Annotated in this window: 10 protein-coding genes; 6 read left to right on the top strand and 4 right to left on the bottom strand. The window is 77.1% G+C overall.

Annotation, left to right across the window (positions count from 1 at the left end):
- The first annotated feature begins 2 nt into the window (after positions 1 to 2).
- On the top strand, positions 3 to 1,868 hold the full coding sequence (locus ACQP1P_RS32720) for a CocE/NonD family hydrolase (protein WP_433076743.1): 1,866 nt from the start codon (positions 3 to 5) through the stop codon (positions 1,866 to 1,868).
- Here the strand turns inward: ACQP1P_RS32720 and ACQP1P_RS32715 are convergent.
- Genes ACQP1P_RS32715 through ACQP1P_RS32700 form a run of 4 tightly spaced genes read right to left on the bottom strand, consistent with a single transcriptional unit; the run spans position 1,822 to position 7,610 of the window.
- A complete protein-coding gene (locus ACQP1P_RS32715) occupies positions 1,822 to 3,177 on the bottom strand; it encodes an MFS transporter (protein WP_433076741.1) in 1,356 nt (451 codons plus the stop codon). The genes ACQP1P_RS32720 and ACQP1P_RS32715 overlap by 47 nt on opposite strands.
- Positions 3,171 to 4,502 (bottom strand): condensation domain-containing protein, encoded by a 1,332-nt coding sequence (locus tag ACQP1P_RS32710; RefSeq protein WP_433076739.1) that lies wholly within the window; start codon positions 4,500 to 4,502, stop codon positions 3,171 to 3,173. The genes ACQP1P_RS32715 and ACQP1P_RS32710 overlap by 7 nt, the downstream gene beginning before the upstream one ends.
- Positions 4,503 to 4,524: 22 nt before the next feature.
- Positions 4,525 to 5,865, bottom strand: a complete 1,341-nt coding sequence (locus tag ACQP1P_RS32705) for a condensation domain-containing protein (protein WP_433076737.1) — start codon at positions 5,863 to 5,865, stop codon at positions 4,525 to 4,527.
- Positions 5,862 to 7,610 carry an AMP-binding protein gene (locus ACQP1P_RS32700; RefSeq protein ID WP_433076735.1) on the bottom strand — a complete coding sequence of 583 codons (1,749 nt, stop codon included), beginning with the start codon at positions 7,608 to 7,610 and terminating at the stop codon, positions 5,862 to 5,864. The genes ACQP1P_RS32705 and ACQP1P_RS32700 overlap by 4 nt, the downstream gene beginning before the upstream one ends.
- Before the next feature lie 371 nt (positions 7,611 to 7,981).
- On the opposite strand from ACQP1P_RS32700, the gene ACQP1P_RS32695 reads away from it, so the two are divergent.
- The 5 genes from ACQP1P_RS32695 to ACQP1P_RS32675 all read left to right on the top strand — a co-directional run bounded on the left by ACQP1P_RS32695 (position 7,982) and on the right by ACQP1P_RS32675 (position 21,619).
- On the top strand, positions 7,982 to 9,124 hold the full coding sequence (locus ACQP1P_RS32695; RefSeq protein WP_433076733.1) for a phosphotransferase: 1,143 nt from the start codon (positions 7,982 to 7,984) through the stop codon (positions 9,122 to 9,124).
- A 13-nt stretch (positions 9,125 to 9,137) separates the two neighbouring features.
- Complete coding sequence (locus ACQP1P_RS32690; RefSeq protein ID WP_433076731.1) at positions 9,138 to 9,866, top strand: thioesterase II family protein; 729 nt, start codon at positions 9,138 to 9,140, stop codon at positions 9,864 to 9,866.
- A gap of 25 nt (positions 9,867 to 9,891) precedes the next feature.
- Positions 9,892 to 15,246: an AMP-binding protein gene (locus ACQP1P_RS32685; RefSeq protein WP_433076729.1), complete on the top strand. Its 5,355-nt coding sequence runs from the start codon at positions 9,892 to 9,894 to the stop codon at positions 15,244 to 15,246.
- 65 nt (positions 15,247 to 15,311) lie between these two features.
- On the top strand, positions 15,312 to 19,835 hold the full coding sequence (locus tag ACQP1P_RS32680; protein ID WP_433076727.1) for an SDR family oxidoreductase: 4,524 nt from the start codon (positions 15,312 to 15,314) through the stop codon (positions 19,833 to 19,835).
- The gene (locus tag ACQP1P_RS32675) at positions 19,832 to 21,619 is read left to right on the top strand and encodes a 1-deoxy-D-xylulose-5-phosphate synthase (RefSeq protein WP_433076725.1); all 1,788 of its coding nucleotides are present in this window, start codon (positions 19,832 to 19,834) and stop codon (positions 21,617 to 21,619) included. Before ACQP1P_RS32680 ends, ACQP1P_RS32675 begins: the two co-directional genes overlap by 4 nt.
- The last annotated feature ends 10 nt before the right edge of the window (positions 21,620 to 21,629 follow it).

Here is a 21,629-nt window from a genome sequence, read left to right as displayed (position 1 = left end):
CGATGGAACCCGAGAACGGCGAACGGTACGACGTCGAGGTCCGCCACGACGCCCGGGTGCCCACGGCGACCCCGGGCGTGACGCTGTCCGCGGACCTGTTCCTGCCCCGCGGTGCCGGTCCGGCCCCGGTGGTGGTCTGCCTGCTGCCGTACCGCAAGGACGCGCTCGGCGGCCTCGGGGTCCGCGCGGCGCTGCACGAGTTCGCCGCGGCCGGCGTCGCCTGCGTGCTCGCCGACCCGCTCGGGCTCGGCTCCTCCGACGGCCTCGCCCGGCCCCCGTTCGACCCGGCCGAGGCCGACGACGGCGTCGACCTGGTGCGCTGGGCCGCCGGGCAGGCGTGGTCCACCGGCGCGGTCGGCATGTGGGGCTTCTCCTACGGTGCCCTGCTCGCGCTGCGCACGGCCGCCCGCCGTCCGCCGGCGCTGCGGGCGGTGGTGTCCGTGCTGGGGATGCTCGACCCGGAGCGCGACTTCGTGCACCCCGGGGGCGCGCCCGGCTGCTGTACCGCCCTGGCGATGTGGGGCCTCGCCACCCTGCACAACCAGGTCCTGCCGCCGGTCGGCGACTTCCACGCGGCGCAGGAGCAGCGGCGCTGGCGGCGGCGGGCCGAGGACGCGGCGCCCTACCTCGCCGACCTGTACCGCCACCCGGCCGGCGACCCGCGCTGGCGCGAGCGGGTCGTCGACGCCGCCGAGATCACCGTGCCGGTGCTGTGCGTGGCGGGGTGGCGGGACATGTTCTGCGACGGCTCGCTGCGCGCCTTCGAACGGCTCGGCGGCCCGCGCAAGCTCCTCGTCGGGCCGTGGTCGCACACGATTCCCGACGACGCGCCGGAGCACCCCGCCGACACGTGCGCGCTCGCGCTGCGCTGGTGGCGGCGGTGGCTCGGCGGCGAGGCGAACGGCGTCGACACCGAGCCGCCGGTGACGCTGCACCTGCCCGGCCCCGAGTCCGGCTGGCACGACTTCGACGCCTGGCCGCCGGCCGGCGTGGCGCAGGAGACGGTCGCGGTGGGGGCCGGGGACGGCGTGAGCGCCGCGCCCGACGCCACCGTGGGCGCGCTCAGCGGCGTGTGGGGCATCCCCGCGGCCGGCGTGGAGCGCGCCCTCGACCAGCACGACGACGACACCCGCGCGGCCACCGTCACCGGGGAGGCGGTCCGCGAGCCGCGGCTGCTGCTCGGCCGGCCGGTCGTGACGCTCGACCTGACCTGGTCGGCGGCGCGCCGGGTCGTGGTCAAGCTGACCGACGTGGACCCGGCCGGCCGCTCGGTGCTCATCACCGGCGGGATCCTGGCCGACGTCCCGGCCGAGCGCTCGGCGGTGCGGATCACCCTGGACCCGGCCTGCCACGAGCTGCCGGCCGGCCACGCGCTGCGCGTGACGGTGAGCGAGAGCGCCTTCCCGCGGCTGTGGCCGGTCGCCGGCGGCGGGACGCTGCGGGTCGGCCGGGCCGGGCTCACGATTCCCGTGGCGCCCGCCGGGGCCGGCAAGCCGGCGACGGTGCCGGCCCCGGACCCGGCGCGTCAGGCGGCCGGGTCGCCGTGGCTGTCGCACCGGCCGCGGTGGCAGATCGTCCGGGAACCGGCCCGGGACCGGGTCACGGTCGTGCTGGGCGACGAGACCAGCGCGGTGCTGCCGCGCGGGGGCGTGCGGGTGGACGCGGCCAGTCACGTCCGCGCCGCCGCCGATCGCGACGCCTCAGCGGCGACCCGGGTCGAGGGCGCGGCCGACACGACGGTCGTGCTGCCCACCGGCGAGCGGGTCCGCACCGAGGTCCGGCTCCGGCTGACCCGCGAGGCCGGCAGCGCCACGGCCCGCGTCACCGTCGACGGGGACGAGATCCTGCGGCGCCGCTGGGACTTCTGAGCGCGGCGCCGCCGGCACTTCTGAGCGCGGCGCTTCTGAGCGCGGCGCCGCCGGGAATCCTGAGCGCGGCGCCGCCGGGTCCCACAGGCCGGCGCCGAGCAGCGCCGCGCCGACGGCCGCCAGCGCGGCCCCGGCGAACAGGGCCCGGTAGCCCGGGACCGTGCCGGCTCCGGCGGGCGCGGCCCCACCGGCGGCGACCGCGAGCGCGGCCAGCGCCGCGAGGCCCAGGCCGCCCCCGAGCTGGCTTGGCCGTCTGGTAGGCGGCCGTGGCGAGCCCGGCCCGGCGCGGCACGGCCGTGGCGGCGAGCGTCACCGGCACGGACTGCGCGCCGAAGCCGAACGCCAGGAGCCCGAGCGCCGCCACCGGCCACGCCACCGGCGACCGCGCGGTCATCGGGATCAGCGCCGCGATGCCCGCGGCCGTGACCACCGCCCCGGCCACCGCGAGCCGCCACGGCGCGCACCGCCGCAGCAGCGCGGGCGCGGCGGCCGAGCCGGCCACGATGCCCAGGCTCAGCGGCAGCAGCAACAGCCCGGCGGTGACCACGCCGAAGCCCAGCACCTCCTGCAGCCACAGGGTGCCGGCGTAGCTCACCCCCACCAGCGCCCCGCAGGACAGCGCCGTCGCGGCGCAGGCGGCCGCCACCCGCCGGGCCGGGAATGCCGGGCGGTCCGGTGCCCGCTCGCCGCCGGCCCGTCCCGCGTGCGCGCCCCCGCCGTCCGCCGGCAGCCGCAGCGCGGCGAGCGCGGCCGCCCCGCACAGCAGGCCCGGGAGCCAGAACAGCGCGGCCCAGCCGAGGGACGCCGTGACGAGCCCGCCGAGCACCGGACCGGCGGCCACGGCGGCGGCGCCGAGCGCGCCCCACAGCGCCAGGACCCGCACGCGCTCGGCCGCGGTCCCGGCCGCCGCCGTGGCCAGCGCGAGCGCCGCCGGGCTGAACAGCGCCCCACCGGCGCCCTGCACCGCCCGGCCGGCGAACAGCGCACCGGCGTCGCCCGCCGACCCGCACAGCACGCAGCCCGCGGTGAACACGACCATGCCGGCGACGAACGGCAGCCGCGGCCCGGCCCGGTCCGCGGCCAGCCCGCCGAGGAGCAGGCAGGCGCCGAACACCAGCGTGTAGCTGTCGACCACCCAGGGCAGCTGCGCCGGGGCGATGCGCAGGTCGTGGCGCAGGGCCGGCAGCGCGACGTTGACGATCGTCGCGTCGGCGAGCACGACGAAGTTCGCCACGCACGCGATGAGCACGGTGGCCCGCCGCCGGCCCGCGAGCGGTGCGGCCGCCGCCCGGGCCGGTGCCGTCACCATCGCGGTGCCGCCGCGGCCTCGGCGAGCGCGGCCGCGAACTCCCCGGCGACCGTCGCCAGCCGTTCGGGCGGGTACAGCCCGTCGTGCCCGCAGACGTCGCCGCCGAGGGTCCCGTCGGGGTCTCGGCGCAGGTTGTACGACAGCGGCAGCACCTCGGGGTGGTCCTCGGTGTGCCGGGGGGACAGCCGCAGCGGGTCGATCGGGCGGGCGGCGATGCGCACCGTCCGGCCGTCCGGCGCGCTCAGCGTCGCGGCCAGCGGCGCGGCCGCCGGCAGGTAGTTGTACCGGGTGTCGAAGAGGCGCTGCCGCCGCGCGGTCAGGTCGTCGGGAACCACCTGACGGATGCGGCCGAGCGGCAGCTGGTGGGCGAGCGCCTCCCGGTACGCGCGGGCCACGTCGGCGACCAGCGCGGGGAAGTCCCGGGAGCGCGACACGTCGACCCGCACCGGGAGGTGATCGAGCAGCGGGCCGACGACCCGCTGGGCGCCCGGCCGGTCGCGGCCCGCGCGGGTGACGCCGACGACCTGGTCGTCCCCGGCGTGCGCGCGGCGGGCCAGCAGCAGCGCGGCCAGCAGCGCAGTGCTCAGGCCCCCGCCGCGCTCGGCCGCGCCGCGGCGCAGCGCCTCGGCGGCCGGGGCGGGCAGCGGCGCGATCGGCGCACAGATGAACCGGCCGCCGACGGGCGGCAGCGGGGCCAGCGGCGGCAGGTCGCGCAGGCGCTCGCGCCACCACCGTTCGTGGCCGGCGTCGCGCGCAGCCCGCTCGGCCGCCGTGTGGTCGGCCAGGTGCAGGGCCAGGCGGGGCAGGCGCGCCGGCCGGCCCTGCAGCACCGCCCGGCAGCAGCGGACCAGCTCGTCGTGCAGGACGCCGTGCGACCAGCCGTCGAAGATGAGGTGGTGCACGAACAGCGCCAGCACGAAGCGGTCCGGGCCGAGCCGCAGCAGCGAGGCGTGCCACAGCGGCGGGCGGTCCAGCACCCGGGGCCGCTGCGACTCCGCGACGATGTGCGCGTCCGCGCTCGCGCCCGGATCGGCCGCGCCGGCGAGGTCGATCACCGTGAGGTCGGCCTCCAGCGACGGCATGACGATCTGGTCCACGTCGGGATCGGGGCCGCCGGAGCGGATCCGGAAGCCGGTGCGCAGCGCGGCGTGCCGTTCGGTGAGGCCGGCGAGCGTGACGCGCACCGCCTCGGCGTCGAACGGGCCCTCGACGTCCCAGGCGATCGGCAGGCTGTAGTACGAGCGGCCCGCCGCGCACGCGCGCACCCAGTCCCGCTGGTAGTAGCTGGCGGGACGGTGGGCCGGTTCGGCCAGTGTCCGGGTCATGACCGGGGTCTCCTTTCGGTGCTCACAGGTCGGCGACGAGCGCGGCCAGGCCGAGGTCCGGCTCGCGGGCGGCCCGCCGCAGCACGCCGCTGAACCGCTCGGCGAACCGGCCCACCCGGGCGCGGCCGTGCAGCTCGCCGTCGCCCTCGACCTCGCCGGTGAGCCGGCCGCCGTCGATGCGGGGCCGGTAGGCGACGGTCGCGTCGCCGAGCCACCACGCGTCGGGGCGGGTCTTGACCATGCCGTAGGGCACGGCCCGTTCGTCGCCGGGCGCCGCGGGCGCGGCCCCGGCCGGCCGTGGGGCCGGCGGCAGGAAGTTGAGGTTCACCGCGAAGAGCGGGGCCTGCCGCCGCGGCAGCAGCGGGGCCAGGCACCCCAGCGGCAGGCGGTGCTCGTAGGCGTCGAGCAGCGCCTCCCGGACCCGCCCGACCAGGCCGCGGAAGGTCGGGGCGCCGGCGAGGCCGACCACGAGCGGCAGCTGGTCGGCGAGGCACCCGACCACCGAGCGCAGGTGCGGCTGGTCGCGGTTGCCGACGGTCAGCCCGAGCACGACCCGCTCGGCCCGCGCCGACTCGTGGTGCGCGGCGACGGCCGCCGCCGCGAGCACCGCGGTCATCGTCGTGCGCCCGCCCGCGGCGAGCCGCTGCAGCGCGGCGACCACGTCGGCCGGCAGCACGGGCAGCGCCGGGCGCTCGACGAGGTGCCCGGCGTGCGGGCCGGACGGGTACGGCAGGCCGAACGTGTCGTCGCACCCGGCCAGGGCCGCCTCCCAGTAGCGCCACTGCGCCGCGCTCGGCCGCACGCCGCGCTCCTGCCGGGCGTAGTCGGCCATGTGGGTCACCGGCCGGGGCAGCCGCTCGCCCCGCCACAGCCGGGCGGCCTCGTCGGCGAGCACCTGACTCGTGCCCAGGTCGCTGATGGCGTGGTGCAGCCACAGCACCAGCACGTGCCGGTCGTGCGCCGCGTGCAGCTCGGCGCGGGCCAGGGGCGCGTCCAGGAGGCGGAACGGCCGCTGCGAGCCGGCCAGCAGCCAGCCGGGCAGCAGCTCGCCCGCGGGACCGTCGTGCCGGTCGAGGGTCAGCTCCAGCCGGGCCGCGTCCGCCACCCGCTGCTCGACCGGCGAGCCGGCTCCGGCCCCGCGGGTCAGCACGGTGCGCAGGGCGCCGTGCCGCGCGGTCAGCTCGTCGAGCAGCCACCGTACGCGCTCGGCCGGGGCCGGCCCGGGCAGCTCCACCACGGCCGGCACGTTCACCGCGGACTCGCCGGCGGTGAGGAAGGACTCCTGGCAGTACGACAGCGGCGCACTCACCACCGCGGCCGGTGCGGGCGGTCCGGCGACCGCGCCGGTCGTCGCCGCGCTCACGCGGGCACCCCGCGCAGCTCGTCGCCGTCGGCCGGGGCGGCGGCGTCGACGCGTGCGGCGAACTCCCGCAGGCTGGTGCTGTCGAGCAGGTCGCGGACCGTGACCCGGCGCCCGAGCTCCTCCGACAGCTCGCTGACCACCTCCATGGCCGCCAGCGACGCCCCGCCGAGCTGCAGGAAGTCGTCGCCCGCGGAGACCGGCCCGACGTCCAGCGCCACCGACCACAGCTCCGCCGCGCGGATCTCCGTCGGCGTGCGCGGCGGCTCGTAGGGCCGGGCGTCCGCGTGCTGCTCCAGATCCTTGCGCAGCTGCCGCTTGTCGACCTTGCCGATCATGTTGCGCGGCATGTCCTCGACCACGACGATCCGCAGCGGCGCGGCCGCGCCCTGCCGCTCGCGCGCGAACTCCTGCAGGGCCGCGACGTCGAGGCCGGGCCGGGCCCGGACCGCGGCCATCACGCACTCCGTGAGCACCGGGTGGGGCACGCCGCACACGGCGGCCTCCACGACCCCCGGGAACTCCATCAGCGTCGCCTCGACGTCCAATGTGGACACGTTGAGGCCGCCGGTGTTGACGAGGTCCGGATTGCGGTCGACCAGATAGAAGTAGCCGTCGGCGTCGACGCGGCCGATGTCGCCGGTGCGGGTCCAGCCGCCGTCGAGGAACACCGCCGACTCCGCGGTCTCGCCGTCGTAGCGCCGCTGCGGCGCGTCGCTGCGCAGCTGGACGTCGCCGGCCACGCCCGCCGGGGCCACGCCGCCGTCCGGCAGGACGATGCGCACCTCGGACCCGGCGGCCGGCCGGCCGAGGGAGCGGGGCCGGGCGCGGTCGTAGTCGGTGGCCATCCGGCGCGGCCAGCACTCGGTGGTGGAGTAGACGTTGCGGATGCGCGCCCCCGGGAAGAGCTCGGCGAGGGCCTGCAGCGTCGCCGGGTGGATCGGGGCGCTGGTGGTGCGGACCTGCTCCACGCTGCCGAGGTCGTAGTCGCCCCGGGCGCCGGCGGTGACCAGCGCGATCGCCATCGCGGGCACCAGCACCAGGTCCGTCGGCCGGAACCGGTCGATCGCCTCGAGCACCTCGGCGGGGACGAACTGTGGCAGCGTGAGCGTGCGGTGCGGCGCGGGGCCGAGCGGCTGCACGAGCAGGCCCTGGCCGACGGTCGTGCCCGGCGGCAGCGCGTGCAGCGCGGTGCGCGGCGTGCGCGCCCGCGAGCGCATCAGGGGGAACAGCAGGTTCTCGTGCGTGGCGACGACACCCTTGGGCCGCCCGGTGGTGCCCGAGGTGTAGATGATCTCGGCGTCGTCGGCGGGCGAGACCGCCACGGCCGGCGGCGTCTGCGGCTGGTCCGCGACCAGCTCGGCCACGGTGCACCGGGGCCCGTCGACGAGGTCGCTGTCGCCGACGACGAGCACCGCGCGGGACGCGAGGAAGGCCGCCGTGGCCTGCTCGCGCCCGGCCGCCGGGGACACCGGCACCGCGACGGCGCCCGCCTTGAGCACGCCGGCCCAGGCCACGGCGTAGTCGGTCCAGTGGCGTGCGGAGACGTTGAGCAGGACGCGGGAGCCGGGCGTCACCCCCCGCGCGGTCAGCCCGTGGGCGGCGGCGTCGGAGGCGGCGTCCCAGTGCCCGAAGGTCAGGGCGGCCCCGCCGGCCACCTCGTGCGCCACCGCGCCCGGCCGCTGCGCCGCGCGCCGGCGCAGTTGATCGGGAATGGTCCACCGCACTGTTTCGTTGGTGTGCGTCACCGGTGATTCCTCTCGCTCAGGATTGCTCCGAGGTGGTGCCACAACGCGCATCACGCTAGGTGCGCGTCGCACCGGGCAGCAATCCGAAAAGCGATTCCGGGTATCCCTTTCGCGGGCGTGCTGTGAGACGTATGCCCAGCTTGTAAAGGTGTTGTTGCCGAGTTGTGAATGTCGATCAATGCGAGCTGAGCGTTACTTCGCTGTCTTCGGCAATTTACTTCAAAGACTTGTACGAATATCGCCGGACAATATTCGATCATTCCCGTGGCGCGCCGGGCGGGGTAGTCGTTTTCGGAAACGGGGCCACTGGTGACCGGATCGCTACGTTACGATGTGCCGGTTCTGTTGCCTGCTGTCACCGTGAGGGCGAGTTGCCGGATACTCAGATCGACGCCGAGCTGTCCGCCGAGGCACGTACCGTGCTCGGCCGGGACGACGTCAGTTTCACCCCGCTCGCGCATGGCCAGCGCATCGGCGTGACCTCCGGGGTCTTCCGGGTCCAGGCCGGTGACGCCCGGGCGGTCGTCAAGGTCGTCGCGCCCGCGGCCGATGCCGGGGACAAGGTCTGGCGGGGCTCGCACGACCCGGCCAACTACCGGTTCTGGGAGCGCGAGGCGCTGTTCTACGAGGCGGGCCAGCCGCAGGCCTACGCCGACGCGGGGATCGCCCTGCCCGGCCTGCTCGGCGCGTTCCGGCGCGGAGGCGGCGAGATCAGCCTCTGGATGCAGGACGTGTCCGGCAATGGCGGCGCGTCCTGGACCGTGCGGCGCACCGAGGAGCACGCCCGGCAGCTCGGCCGCGCGCAGGGCACCTGCGTGATCGACGACGCCTGGCGCAAGTCGGCCGTGCCCTTCAGCCGCAACGTCCTGCGCGACTACCTCGACACCCCGGACGCGACGTCGCCCGACATCAACTGGGACATGCTCGAGAACGCCGAGGCCTGGGACACCCGCCTCATGCGCACCCACTTCGGCGGGCAGCTGCGCGAGGACGTGCTGCGGCTGTGCCGGGAGCGGTACCAGTTCGTGAGCTGGGGCGAGGCGCTGCCGCACACGCTGTGCCACCACGACCTGTGGCCCAACAACGTCTTCGAGCACGACGGGCGGCTGGTCCTGGTCGACTGGGCCTTCGCCGGCGAGGGCTGGGTCGGCGGCGACATCGGCAACTTCGTGTCGGACACCGCGCTGGACCTGCTGCGCCCGTCCGAGGAGCTGCCCGCGCTCGACGAGGGCGTCTTCCGCGGCTACGTGCAGGGCCTGCGCGACGCCGGGTACGACGCCGACGAGAGGGCGGTCCGGCTCGGCATGTGCGTGATGGCGGCCAAGTGGACCTGGCTGATCCCGGTGATGCTGACCCGCGCCACCCGCGACAACCACGAGGTCTACGGCAGCCAGGCGGTCGACGCGGACCGCCTCTACGCGGAGCGGGCCAACGTGTTCCGCATGCTGGTGGCGTGGGCCGCCGAGGCGCGCGCGCTGGCCGCCGGGCTCTTCCCGGCCTCGGCCCAGCCGTAGGCCCGTGCCGGTCGTGAACCCCTGGCTGCCGCTGCCGCCCGGGTCGCCGGACGCGCATCCGGTGTACTGCCTGCCGTACGCGGGCGGCAGCGCGGCCATCTACCGGCCCTGGCGGCGGCAGGCCCCGCCCGGGATCGCCGTCGTGCCCGTGCAGCCGCCCGGCCGCCGCGAGCGCTTCGAGGAGCCGCCGCTGACCTCGGCGGTGGCCATGGCCGAGCAGGCCGGAGCGGCGATCCTGCCGACCCTGCGCGGCCCGTACTCGCTGTTCGGCATCAGCATGGGCGCGCTGGTCGCGTTCGAGCTGGCGCACTGGCTCAGCGAGCGCGGCCGGCCCCCGGTGCGCCTGTTCGTGGCGTCGTACCCGGCGCCGCACGTGCCCCGGACGCTGCCCCGCGTCCACGACAGCCCGGACTCGACCGTCGTGGAGCTGCTCTCGGCGCTGCGCGTCACCCCGCCGGAGATCCTGGCCAGCGAGGAGATGCGCAACCTGCTCATGCCGCTCATCAGGGCCGACCTCGCGGTCACCGAGACCTACGTCCCGCGCGTGCGGGAGCCCCTGCGGATGCCCGTGACGGTCCTGCGCGGCGTCGACGACCCGCACCTGTCCGAGGACTCCGCGCGGGCGTGGTCCGCGCTCACGTCGGCCCCCTGCACGGTGGAGCGCTTCGACGCCGGTCACTTCCTCGTCCACGAACGGCCGGCCGAGGTCCTGCGCCTGCTCGCCGCCCCCGTCGCCGGATAAGCCCCTCACGCATCTCCATACGCCGATGCTTGACAGGTGCACGGCCCGGAGGGAAGGCTGCACAGGACGCGAGAGAGCGCTATCTGTCAGAGGCAAAGGGGGCTTTCGCATCGTGCCTTCGGGGGAGGCTTCAGCATGCACAATTGTCGATTTACTCAGCGAGACGGCGCAGCGCAGCCCGGACACGGTCGCCTACCGGTTCCTCGGTGACGGCGAGGCCGAGACCAGCGCGCTGACGTGGGCCGAGCTCGACCGCCAGGTCCGCAGCGTCTCGGCCTACACGGCCCGGCACTGCGCGCGCGGCGACCGGGTCGTCCTGCTGGTACCGCCCCGGCTCACGTTCCTGCCCGCGTTCCTCGGCGTGCTGCACGCCGGGTGCGTCGCGGTGCCGGTCGCACCGCCCGGCGCCGCCGCCGCGCACCTCACGGCCCTGCAGCGCATCATCGCCGACGCCGGCGCCACGCTCGTGCTCAACGACCTGCCGGGCGACGGGGACGACCTGACCGGCAGCGGCGCCGTGGTCCGGCCGCTCGGCGAGGCCCTCGGCGGCGAGCCGACGGACGAGGCACCGGCCGCCGACGTGGCGGATCTGGCGTTCCTGCAGTACACCTCGGGCTCCACCGGCGAGCCCAAGGGCGTCATGGTGACCCACGCCAACCTCATGGCCAACGAGGCCCAGATCGCCGGGGTCTTCGGCACCACCCCCGCCGACGTGGTGGTCAGCTGGCTGCCGTTCTACCACGACATGGGCCTCATCGGCGCCGTGCTGCACCCGCTCTACGCCGGGGCCACCGCCGTGCTCATGCCGCCCACCGCGTTCCTGCGCCGCCCGCTGCGCTGGCTCGGCGCGATCAGCCGGTACGGCGGCACGATCAGCCCCGCACCGGACTTCGCCTACCACCTCTGCGCCCAGATCGCCGCGGCGAACGGGGTGCCGGACGGGCTCGACCTGCGCTCGTGGCGGGTCGCCTGCGACGGCAGCGAACCGGTCCGCCCCGCCACCGTGCGCCGCTTCACCGAGGTGTTCGCCGGCAGCGGGTTCGACGGCGCCGCGTTCGCCCCCTCCTACGGCATGGCCGAGGCCACCCTGCTCGTCAGCGGCGTCGCGCCCGGCCGGGCGCCGCGCATCGTGCCGTTCGACCGCGGTGACGGCCACCCGACCGAGGTGGTCTCCTGCGGCCCCTGGAGCGTCGACGAGGTCCTCGTCGTGCGCGACGGCGCCCCCGCCGGCGACGGCGTCGAGGGCGAGGTGCTGGTGCGCGGCCCGAACGTCGCCGCGGGCTACTGGCAGCGCCCCGAGCAGACCGGGGAGACGTTCGGCTGCCGCGTCGGCGAGCACACCTACCTGCGCACCGGCGACCTCGGGTTCGTCCGCGACGGCGAGCTCTTCGTCACCGGACGCGCCACCGACCTCATCATCGTGCGCGGCCGCAACCACCACCCGAACGACATCGAGACGACCGCCCAGACCGCCGACCCGAGCCTGCCGGCGGGTGTCGGCGCGGTCTTCACCGACGGCGACGACCTCGTGCTCGTGCAGGCCGTGCGCGGCGACGCCGACCCCGGCCGGCTCACCGACACGATCCGCGCGGCGGTGAGCGAGGCCCACGGCCTGCACGTCGACCGGGTCGTCCTGGTCCCGCCGCGGGCGGTGCCCCGCACCACGAGCGGCAAGGTCCGCCGCTCGGAGTGCCGCCGCCGGTACCTCGCGGGCGAGCTGCCGGTCCTGGCCGCCGCCGTGGCGGTGCCCGGCGACGCGGGCGCCGCCGGTGTGGCCGACCCGCGCATCGGCGCGGCGATCGCGGCCGTGCTCGACGTGGAGCCGGCGTCGGTGCGCCCCGACACCCCGCTGACCGCGCTCGGCCTGGACTCGCTGCGCGCGCTGCGGGTGCAGGACGAGCTGGCGAGCCGCACCGGCGCCGAGGTGCCGCTGTCGGTCCTGCTCGGCGGCGCCACCCCGGCCTCCCTCGCCGCCGAGCTCGCGCGGTACACCGGCGGCGCGGACGACACCGCCGCGCCCGGCGGGACCGGTGCGGACGGCGGGACCGGTGCGGACGGCGGGACCAGTCCGGACGGCGGGACCAGTCCGGACGGCGACGGGGGCATGACGGTCGGGCAGCGGGCGCTCGCGTTCCTCAGCGCCGTCGACGCGCGCGGCGCCGCCGACTACACCATCGCGCGCTCGGTACGGCTGCCCGAGGACCTCGAACCGGCCGTGTTCGCGCGGGCCGTCGCCGAGGTCGTCGCCCGGCATCCCGCGCTGCGCAGCCGGTTCGCGGGCGAGCCGGGCGAGCAGACGCTGACCGTGCGCGAGCCGGGGGAGGCCGCCTGGTGCACCGTGCACGAGCTGGCCGGGCCGGACGAGCTCGAGGCACGCACCCGCCAGCTGCTCGGCACGCCGCTGGACCTGGCCGCCGACCCGCTGTTCGGGTGCACCGTGCTCACCGCGCCCGGCGTCGCCGCCGTCCTCGTGCTGCGGGTCTCGCACCTCGTGGCCGACCTGCACTCCATCGCCCGCGTGATGGACGAGGTCCTGCGGGTCTGCCGGGGCGAGGCGCTGCCGCCGCCGCCCCCCGCGTTCGCCGGCGTCGTCGCCGAGGAGGCCGCGTACCTGCGGGCCCCCGGGACCGCCGCCCTCGCCGAACGCCTCGCCGCCGCGCTGCGCGACCTGCCCGACGTCCGCTGGCCGGTCCCCGCGCCGCGCGGCGGCACCGACGCACCCGGCGCGGCCGTCACCATGCGGCTCGACGCCCCGGTCACGGCCGCGCTGCACACGCTCGCCGAGGCCGAGCGGACCACGCTGTTCGCGGTGCTGCTGGGCCTGTACGGGCTGTTCCTCACGGGCCTGACCGGCAACGACACGGTCGCCGTCGGCGTGCCGTTCGCGGCCCGGGAGGGCAGCCGCCGCCGGGGCGCGGTCGGCTACCTGGTGAACACCCTGCCGATCCGCCTGCACCTGCCGCCCGGCACCACCCCCTCGGCGGCGGCCCGAGCGGCGCGCCGGGCCCTCTTCGACGGCATGGACGCGGCCCGGGTGCCGCTCGCCGTCGTCGCCCGGCACCTGCGCCGCTCCCGCACGGCCGCCGCGGCGCTGTTCCCGGCCCTGTTCGACCTCCTCGACGACCCGGAGCCGGGCGTCACCGGGCTCGGCGCCGCCGGGCTCGACCTGCCCGGCGCGGTCGTCACCGCCGGGGCGCAGCGGTTCACGCCGTACCTCGCCGGCCCCCCGCGCCCGCTCGCCGACCTCGACGTGGCGTTCACCGCCGCCGGGGACGAGCTGTGGGGCCGGTTCGCCTACGACGGCCGGGTCTTCGCCGACACCACCGGCGCCCTGCTGGCCGAGCTGTTCACCGGCCTGGTGCGCCGCGCCGCCACCGCCCCGCACGCGCCCCTCGCCTGGCACGGCGGCCCGCCGGGGGCGCTCGCGGCGCCGCCGATGTCGGTGCTGCCCGCGCCGGACGGCGACGAGCCGCCGCGGGCGCTCGGTGCGCTCTTCGCCGAGCAGGCCGCGCTGCGCCCGGACGCCGAGGCCGTGGTCCGGGCCGGTGAGCGCTGGACCTACGCCCGGCTCGCGGCGCGGGCCGCCGCGGCCGCCGCCGTCCTGCCCGCCGTGCGCGCCTCGGCCGCGGTCGGCACCCCGCTGGTCGGCCTGTGCTTCGCCGACCCGGTGCGGTTCCTGACCGGGATGCTCGCCGCGTGGTCCAGGGGCTACGGGATCGTGCCGCTGCCCGCCGACTTCCCGGACGAGCGCCTCGCGTACATGATGGACGACTGCGACCTGGGCGCCGTGCTCGCCGACGGGAACGATGCGCACGACGGGCACGGCGGGCACGATGCGCACGACGGGCTCGCCGGGCGGCTGGCCCGGCTCGCCGGCCCGGCCCGCCCGGTCGTCACCCTGCCCGCCGTCGGCGATCCCGCGCGCGCGCCCGAGGCCGCCGGCGACGGCGGTCCCGCGCTCGACGCCGACGACGTGGTCTACGTGGTGTACACGTCCGGCACGACCGGCCGGCCCAAGGGCGTGCCGATCACCTCGGCGCAGGTCCTGCCGCTGCTGCGCTGGCAGGTCAAGGGGCTCGGCGCCGGGCCGGGGATGCGGCTGGCGCAGACCCTCGCCCTGTCGTTCGACTTCGGGCTGCAGGAGCTCATGACGACCGTGCTGTTCGGCGGCACGCTGTGCGTCCCGGAGCCCGCGGAGCGCTACGCGCCCGACGCCTTCGGCGCCTTCCTGCGCCGCGACCGGGTCGAGACGCTGTTCGCCACCCCGTCGTTCCTGCGCGAGCTGGTGGCGCACGGCGTCTCGCTCGCCGGGCTGCGGCTGCTGGTGCTCGGCGGGGAGATGCTCACCGCCGCCGCCGTCCGCGACGTGCTGCCGCTGCTGGGGCCCGGCGCGGGCATCATCAACGGGTACGGGCCGACCGAGGCCAGCATCAACTGCACGATGCACTTCGTGGACCGGGCCCGCATCACCGGAGCCGACGGCGGCCCGCCCGCCGAGGGTGCCCTGCCGGTCGGCGCGGCCACCGGGCGCAGCGACGTCTACGTCCTCGACGAGCGCGGCCGGCTCCTTCCGGCCGGCCTCGTCGGCGAGGTGTACATCGGCGGCCCCGGCGTCGCCGCGGGCTACCTGAACCGTCCCGGCGAGACCGCGGCCCGGTTCCTGCCCGACACCGTCGCCGGCACCGGCACCATGTACCGCACCGGCGACGTCGGCCTGGTCACCGGCGGCGAGCTGCTGCTGCTCGGCCGCCTCGACCACCAGGTGAAGATCCGCGGCTACCGCATCGAGCTCGGCGAGGTGGAGGCCGTCCTGCGCGACTGCCCCGGCGCCGAGGACGCGGTCGCCCTGCTGGACCGCGGCGCGGTGCCGGCCCGGATCGTCGGCGTCGTCGTCGGGACGGCCTGCGACCCCGCGGCCGCCCGCGCGGAGCTCGCCCGGCGGCTGCCCGCGTACATGGTGCCGGGGCGGATCATCCGGGTCGCGGCACTGCCCCGGACCGCGCACGGCAAGCTCGACGAGGACGCCCTGCTGCGCCGCTCCCGCGAGGAGCGCGCCGTCACCGGGCACGGCGGGGTGCGCGCGGCGGTCGCCGGGGCCTGGCAGGAGCAGCTCGGCCTGGACCGCGTCGACCCCGACGCCAACTTCTTCGAGCTCGGCGGGCACTCCCTCGCCGTGGTGCCGATGCTCGCGGCGGTCTCCGAGCGCGTCGGCGTCGGCAAGCTCCCGCTGCACACACTCTTCGAACATCCCACCGTGCGGCTGCTCGCCGAGCACGTCGAGCAGCTGCTCGCCCGGCAGGCCGGCGCGCCGGGCGAGGCACCCGGCCCGTCCGGCGGCAACGGCACCGATGCCCAGCCGCCGGCCCGGCCACGGCCGTGACGGCAAGCCCGCGGCCGGCAGCGGGGCCTGGCAGACCGATCCGCACGTCCGCAAGGAGTATCTGAGTGACCGAGCATGTGGTGACCTCACCGGCCGACATCGCCGTGATCGGCATCGGCTGCCGCTTCCCGGGTGCCGCGGACCCGGACGAGTACTGGCGCAACCTCCGCGAGGGCATCGAGTCCATCGCGATGCACGGCGACGAGGAGCTGCGCGCCCGTGGCGTGCCCGAGCACCTGCTGGAGAACCCGCGGTACGTGAAGGCATCGGCCGTGCTCGAGGGAGCGGAGGACTTCGACGCGGCATTCTTCGGCTACAGCAACCGCGAGGCCGAGGTGATGGACCCGCAGCACCGGGTCTTCCTCGAGTGCGCGCACGCGGCGCTGGAGGACAGCGGCTACGACCCGCGCCGCTACGCCGGGCTCATCGGCGTCTACGGCGGCAGCACCATGAACACGTACCTGCCGATGAACCTCATGGCCGGCGGCGGTGTCGTGGACGTCGTCGGCGACCTGCAGATCATGGTCGGCAACGACAAGGAGTACCTGACCTCGCGGGTGTCGTACAAGCTCGACCTGCGCGGCCCGAGCTGCGTGGTGCAGACCGCGTGCTCGTCGTCGCTCGTCGCGGTGCACGTCGCGGTCCAGGCGCTGCTCAGCGGTGAGTGCGACATGGCCCTGGCCGGCGGCTCGTCGATCCGGATGCCCGTCGGCGGCGGCTACCTGCACCAGCCGGGCGGCACCTCCTCGCCGGACGGGCACTGCCGGGCCTTCGACGCCGACTCGGGCGGCTCCGTCGTCGGCAGCGGCGCCGGGGTCGTCGTGCTCAAGCACCTCGCCGACGCGCTGCGCGACGGCGACCACATCTACGCGGTCGTCAAGGGCAGCGCCGTCAACAACGACGGCGCCACGAAGGCCAGCTTCACCGCCCCGAGCGTGCTCGGCCAGGCCCAGGCCGCGGCCGGTGCGGTGCGTGCGGCCGACGTCGACCCCGCCGACATCGGGTTCGTCGAGGCGCACGGCACCGCCACCCCGCTCGGCGACCCGATCGAGGTGGCCGCGCTGACCCAGGCCTTCCGGCAGTGGACCGACCGCGTCCAGTTCTGCGCGCTGGGCTCGGTGAAGACGAACATCGGCCACCTCGACGCGGCCGCCGGCATCGCCGGGTTCATCAAGGCGGTGCAGACCGTCCGGCACGGGCTGATCCCGCCGACGCTGCACTTCCGCAGCCCGAACCCGCAGCTGCACCTCGAGGACAGCCCGTTCTACGTCAACAACGCGCTCACCGAGTGGGAGGCCGACGGCCCCCGTCTCGCCGCGGTCAACTCGCTGGGCATGGGCGGTACCAACGCGCATGTCATCATCGAGGAACCACCGCGGCCCGCGCCCTCCGACCCCGCGGAGCGCGGCCAGCTGCTCGTGCTCTCCGCGCGCACCGCGACCGCGCTGCACGAGGCGACCGCGCGGCTGGCCCGCTGGCTGCGCGAGCACCCGGCGGCCAACCTCGCCGACGTCGCCTACACGCTGCAGATGGGCCGCCGGCCGATGCCGCACCGGCGCACCGTCCTGGCCCGCGACGTGGAGGACGCGGCCTACGCGCTGGACGCGCCGTCGTCGAAGCGGGTGCTCACCCACCGCGCCGACCCGCCCGCGTCCGGGGTCGCGTTCCTGTTCCCGGGGCAGGGCACCCAGTACCCGGGCATGGCCCGGACCCTGCACGAGACGATGCCCGCGTTCCGTGACGCGGTCGAGGAGTGCCTGGCCGCGCTGGAGCCGGACTTCGCCGCGCGGCTGCGCGAGCTGCTGCTGGCCAAGGGATCCACGACCGAGCTGGCGGACCGGCTGCGCGACACCGCCTTCGCCCAGCCCGCGCTGTTCGTCGTCGAGTACGCGCTGGTGCGGCTGTTCGCGACCGCGGGCATCCGGCCGGCGGCGATGCTCGGCCACAGCATCGGCGAGCTCGTCGCCGCGACCGCCGGCGGCACGTTCCGCCTCGCCGACGCCGTGCGCTTCGTCGCCGCCCGCGGCGCCGCGCTCTCGGCCCTGCCCGGCGGCGCGATGCTCGGGGTGCCGCTCGCCCCGGCCGACGCGGCGCAGTACCTGGCCGACGGCGCCGAGATCTCCGCGGTCAACGCCCCGGCGGTCATCGTCGTCGGCGGCCCGGCCGAGGCGGTCGACGCCACCGAGCAGCGGCTCAAGGCCGCCGGCATCCCGGCCCAGCGGCTGCACGTCTCGCACGCGTTCCACACGGCCATGACGGAGCCCGCCCTCGGCACGCTGCTCGCCGCGCTCGACGGGGTCGAGCTGCGGGCGCCGGCCGAGCCGTGGATCTCCAACGTCACCGGCACCTGGATCACCCCGCAGGAGGCGACCGATCCCGGCTACTGGGTCCGGCACGTGCGCGGCACGGTCCGCTTCGCCGACGGCGTCGCGACCCTCGCCGAGCGCGCCGACCTGGTCCTGCTGGAGGCCGGCCCGGGCGGCGTGCTCACCGGGCTCACCCGCGGAGCCGGTCCGTGGGCCGAGGCGATCCGGCCGGTGCCCGGCGCGCAGGACCGCGCCGACGCCCGGCAGAGCGTCCTGTCGGCGATCGGCGCGCTCTGGGCGGCCGGCATCGAGGTCGACTGGTCCGGGCTGTGGGCCGGTTCGCGGCGGCTGCGGCTGTCGCTGCCCACGTACCCGTTCGAGCGCCGGCGGCACTGGGTCGCCCCGCTCGCCGACGCGCCCGCCGCGGCCCCGGCCCCGGCCGCCGCCGGCGACGCGCGCATCCCGTCGCCGGACGGCTGGTGGCACATGCCGGTGTGGACGCAGAGCGCGCCGGTCACCGCGACCCGCGAGCCCGGCCGGGTGCTGCTGCTCGACGGGGGCACGGGACTCGCCGGCCCGCTCGCCGAGCGGCTGGGCGGCACCGTGGTGGCCTCGGCCGCGGCCCTCGCGGCCCGGCTCACGCAGACCGGCGAGGGCCGGGTCGACCGGGTGGTCCTGCTGCCCGCCGACCCCGGCGACGACCTCGAGGGCCTCACCGCGCTCGCCCCGGTCGTCGACGCGGCCCGCCGCCACGCCGGTGACGGCGTCGTCGAGCTCGTGGTCGTCACGAGCGGCGCGTTCGACGTCCACGGCGACGACCCGGTCTCGCCCGGGCTCGCCGCGCTGCACACGGTGGCGCTGCTCGCCCAGCAGGAGCACGCCCAGCTGCGCTCGCGCGGCATCGACCTCGGCGCCGCCGACCCGGCACCGGCCGGCGTGGACGCGCTCGCCGCGGAGCTCGCCACGGACGGCGCGCCGCAGCTGGTGGCGTACCGGGCGGGCCGTCGCTGGACCCGCGCCTACGCCCCCTGCCCGGACGAGCGGACGCCGGCGGCCCCGCGCCCGGGCGGCACCTACGTGATCCTCGGCGGGCTCGGCTTCTTCGGCCGCACGGCCGCCGCGCACCTGCTCGCCACGGCCGGCGCCAACGTCGTGCTGGCCGACATCCGCACCGGCGACGCCGCGTCCCCGCGGGAACTGGAGGGCCTCGGCGGCACCGTGGAGGTCGTCACCGCCGACTGCGCCGACGAGCACGCGGTCCGCGAGATCCTGCGCCGGACCGCCGAACGGCACGGACGCATCGACGCGGTCCTCTTCGCCGCGGGCCCGTCGGCCACCGAGGGCGTCGCGGGCCTGGCCGAGATGACCGCGGACAGCCTGGCGCCGCACCTGCGGACCCGGGTCGCCGGGCTGCGCGCCCTCGCCGCGGCCGCCGACGGGCTGCCGGTCGGGGCGTGCCTGCTCGTCACGTCGCTCGTCACCGCGCTCGGCGGCATGGCCACCGCGCCGTACGCCGCGACGAACCTGTGGGCGGAGGCCTTCGCCGCCGCCCGTGGCACCGGCGGCGAGGGGGCCACCCGGTGGACCACGGTCGCCTGGGAACACTGGCGGCGCCCCGGCGAGCAGTCCCTCGGCGGGCAGCGGGAGCGCTACGCCATCGACGCCGACGAGCTGGCGGTGACGATCGACGCGGCCCTGCACCGCCCGGCCGGCACGTTCGCGGTCTCCACCGGCCCGCTCGCGGCCCGCGTCGCGGCGGCGCGCAGGCCGATCCCGGCCGCGCCCGCCCCGGAGCCGTCCGGCGGCGACGCGCCGCAGCGGCACGGCCGGCCCGACGTCGACACGGTGTACGTCGCGCCCCGCAACGACGGCGAGCGGCTCGTCGTCGAGGTGATGGGCCAGCTGCTCGGCATCGAGCGCGTCGGCGTCCTGGACAACTTCTTCGACCTCGGCGGCGACTCGCTCATGGCGATGCAGCTCATCTCGCTGCTGCGCGACAAGCTGCGGACCGCGCTGCCGATGTCGGACATGTTCCGCGACCCGACGGCGGCCTCGCTCGCCGCGGCCATCGCCGAGCACCTGGCCGGCGGCGGCGCGCCCGCCGCCGGCGCCCCGGCTCCCGGCGGCTCCCCGGCCGCCGACGACGTCGTGGCGGACCGCGAGATCGAGGCGCTGCTCGCCGCCGGCTCCGCGCAGGAGATGGAGGACCTGCTCAACGAGCTGGAGCAGCAGGACCTCGGCGACCGCGAACCGGCGGGCCGGCAGGACGGCCCGGCCCTGTGACCGCCGCCGACCTGGAACTCGACCTCGGCGGCCTGACCGTCGCCGAGCTGCGCGCCGCCGGCCCGCAGCGCCTCGGCGAGCTGGCTCGCGCGACCCGCGACCTCGTCGTGCGCAGCGTCGCGGCCCGCGGCGGGCACCTCGGGCCGAACCTCGGCGTCGTCGAGCTGACGTTCGCGCTGCACCGCGTCTTCGACAGCCCCGAGGACGTCCTGCTCTGGGACACCGGACACCAGTCGTACATCCACAAGATCGTCACCGGCCGCGCCGAGCGGTTCGCGTCGCTGCGGACCCGCGGCGGGCTCTCCGGCTACCCGTGCCGCACGGAGAGCGACCACGACTGGGTGGAGAACTCGCACGCGGGGACGTCGCTGTCCTACGCGGCGGGCCTCGCCACCGCGTTCCGGCTCGCCCCGGCCGGCGCCGGGGCACGCCGGCGGCGGGTGGTGGCCGTGATCGGCGACGGGGCGCTGACGGCGGGCATGGCGATGGAGGCGCTCAACGACATCGTCGACCGCGGCCTCGACGTCGTGGTCGTGCTCAACGACAACGCCCGCAGCTACGCACCCACCACCGGCGCCGTCGCCCGGCTGCTCGCCGAGCTGCGCGGCGGCCGGGAGCGGTCGGCCGACGTGCTCGGCTGCCGGTACCTGGGCCCGGTCGACGGGCACGACGTCGCCGCGACGGAGCGGGTCCTGGGCGCCGCCCGGGACACCACCGGCCCGGTGATCGTGCACGTCGTCACGCGCAAGGGCGAGGGCTACGCCCCGGCCGAGCAGGACCAGGTCGACCATCTGCACGGCGTCGGCCCGTTCGACGCCGCCACCGGTGTCGCCGCGGCCGGCCCGGCCGGCCGGCGCTCCGCCGGTGACGTGCTCAACGAGACCCTGTGCGAGCTCGCGGCCGCCGACGAGCGGGTGGTCGTGGTGGCCGCGGCGATGACGAGCGCGTCCGGGCTGGACCCGTTCACGCGGCGGTTCCCGGGGCGGATCCTCGACGTCGGCATCGCCGAGCAGCACGCGGTGACGCTCGCCGCGGGCCTCGCCATGGCGGGCATGCGGCCGGTCGTGGCGATCCACGCGACGTTCCTCGGCCGCGCCTTCGACCAACTGCTGTTCGACGTCGGCCTGCACGAGCTGCCGGTCGTCTTCGTCGCCGACCGGGCCGGGATCACCGGCGGCGACGGGCCGTCGCACCACGGGCTGCTGGACGTGGCGCTGCTGCGGCACGTCCCGGGCGCCGCGGTCGCCACCCCGTCCGACGCGGCCGAGATGGCGGCGCTGCTGCGGGCCGCGGTCGAGCGCCCCGGCCCGACCCTGGTGCGCTACCACCGCAACCTTCCCGAGGGCCGGCCCGGCGCGGGTCCGCGGGTGCTGCCCGCCCCGCACTGGGCGTGGGACGGCACCGCCGGCGACGTGCTGCTCGTCGCGGCGGGGGAGATGACCGCGGTGTCGGCCGCCGCCGCCGAGCGGCTCGCGGGCGCCGGCCTGCGGGTCTCCCGGGCCGGCGCCCGCTGGCTGCACCCGGTCGACGACCGCCTGACCGAGGTCGCCGCGGCCCACCGTCTCGTCGTCACGGTCGAGGACCACTGCCGGGCCGGCGGCCTCGGGACCGCCGTCCTGGAGGCCCTCTCCGACGCCGGTGTCCACGTGCCGGTGGTCCGCTGCGGCGTGCCCGTCGGCTATCTGCCGCACGGCGACGTCGCGTCCCTGCGGGCCTCGACCGGACTCGACCCGGAGGCGGTCACCGCCCGGGTGCTGGCCGCCCTCGACGGCGGCCGCGCCTGAGGGGGCGGCC

It is taken from the genome of Dactylosporangium sp. CA-052675, from assembly GCF_050947935.1.
Lineage (GTDB): Bacteria > Actinomycetota > Actinomycetes > Mycobacteriales > Micromonosporaceae > Dactylosporangium.
Note: the sequence above shows the minus strand (reverse complement) of the source record. Positions and strands in the feature narration are given on the sequence as shown.